The organism is Streptomyces ipomoeae 91-03 (genome assembly GCF_000317595.1).
GTDB classification, from domain to species: Bacteria; Actinomycetota; Actinomycetes; order Streptomycetales; family Streptomycetaceae; genus Streptomyces; species Streptomyces ipomoeae.
The window spans coordinates 1-1,399 of the sequence record NZ_AEJC01000093.1 but is presented as its reverse complement, the minus strand read 5'-3'; the positions used below and the strand labels follow the sequence as shown (position 1 = coordinate 1,399).

Annotated in this window: 1 protein-coding gene; it reads right to left on the bottom strand. The window is 68.5% G+C overall.

What is annotated here, in order from left to right:
* On the bottom strand, nt 1–1,173 hold a 1,173-nt coding region (locus tag STRIP9103_RS05935; RefSeq protein ID WP_048819772.1), incomplete at its 3' end, for an IS110 family RNA-guided transposase.
* Nucleotides 1,174–1,399: the final 226 nt, after the last annotated feature.

Below are 1,399 nucleotides of genomic sequence, written 5' to 3'. Positions count from 1 at the left end.
CAGGTGGTGTGGCTTGGTAGCACGCTCGTCGCGGATCATGGCCCACAAGACGTTGACGCGACGGCGCGCGAGCGCCAGCAGCGCGTGCTTGTGGCCTTTCCCCTCGGCGCGTTTGCGTTGGTAGTACGCCTTCGAGGCCGGGCAGCTCTTCAGGCTCGACAGGGCCGACAGGTACATCGCGTTGAGCAGGCCGCGGTGGAAGCGGCGTGGTCGGCGGAGGTTGCCGCTGACGCGGCCGGAGTCGCGTGGGGCCGGGGCCAGGCCGGCGTAGCCGGCGAGCCGGTCGGCGCTGCCGAAGGCGTCCATGTCGCCACCGGTCACGGCGAGGAACACAGCGCCCATCAGCTTGCCCATCCCGGGCAGGCTCACGATCACTTCGGCGTGCGGGTGCTCGCGAAACCGGGCCTCGATCAGGGCTTCGAGTTCTGCGATCTCCTCATCGAGGGCCATCACCCCCTTCGAGAGGCGCACCACCATGGCGGCGGCCAGCTGCTCGCCGGGCAGGGCCGTGTGCTGGGCCTCGGCAGCCTCCACAGCCGCTTTGGCCAGTGCGGCAGCTCCGCGGACCTTGCGGTTTTTCAGCCACGCCTCGATGCGCTTCACGCCTGCGCGGCGGATCGCCGCCGGGGTCTGGTAACCCGTCAGCAGCAAGACCGGACCCTTGTTGGTCAGGTCCAGCGCCCGCTCCAACGCGGGGAAGATCTCCAGGAGTTGGGCACGGAGCCGGTTGATCTGCCGGGTGCGGTCACAGACGAGGTCGGTGCGGCGGGTGGTCAGGGTGCGCAGGTCGACGGCGATCTCGTCGCCAGGCCGCAGCAGGCCCAGGTCACGGCGCATGCGGGCTTGGCCGGCGATGACGAAGGCGTCTTTGGCGTCCGTCTTGCCCTCGCCCCGGTAAGAGGCCGATGCGCGGTGCACGGTCAGGCCGGTGATGTAGACCATCGGCTGGCTGTGGCCGAGCAGCAGTCCGATCAGCAGGGCGGCGCCACCGTGGTTGAGGTCGACGGCCCACAGCACGTCTTCGTCGAGGGCCAGGACGTCCCCGATCAGTTCCAGCAGGGCCGACTCGTCGTTCAGGACCCGGCGGGACAGCAGCCGTTCGCCGTCACTGTTGATCACCACGCAGTGGTGATGTTCCTTGCCGATGTCCACTCCGGCCCATATCCGGGGCACGGTCACCTCCGCCAGCTCGTCGCGCGTTCACAGCCCAGCAGACGACCTCGCCGACGTTGCCCTACGCAGCGATCGAGTCGCATCTCCCAATTGGCGGTCGAGTCGTCGCGGGGCTCCGGGCGGCCAAGCCTTTCCAGCCATCTCACGGCGCCGCCATGACAGCCATACCCAGAGCCCCTGGGTCCCGCTGATCTTACGAATGACCAGTTCGAACCCAACAATCAAG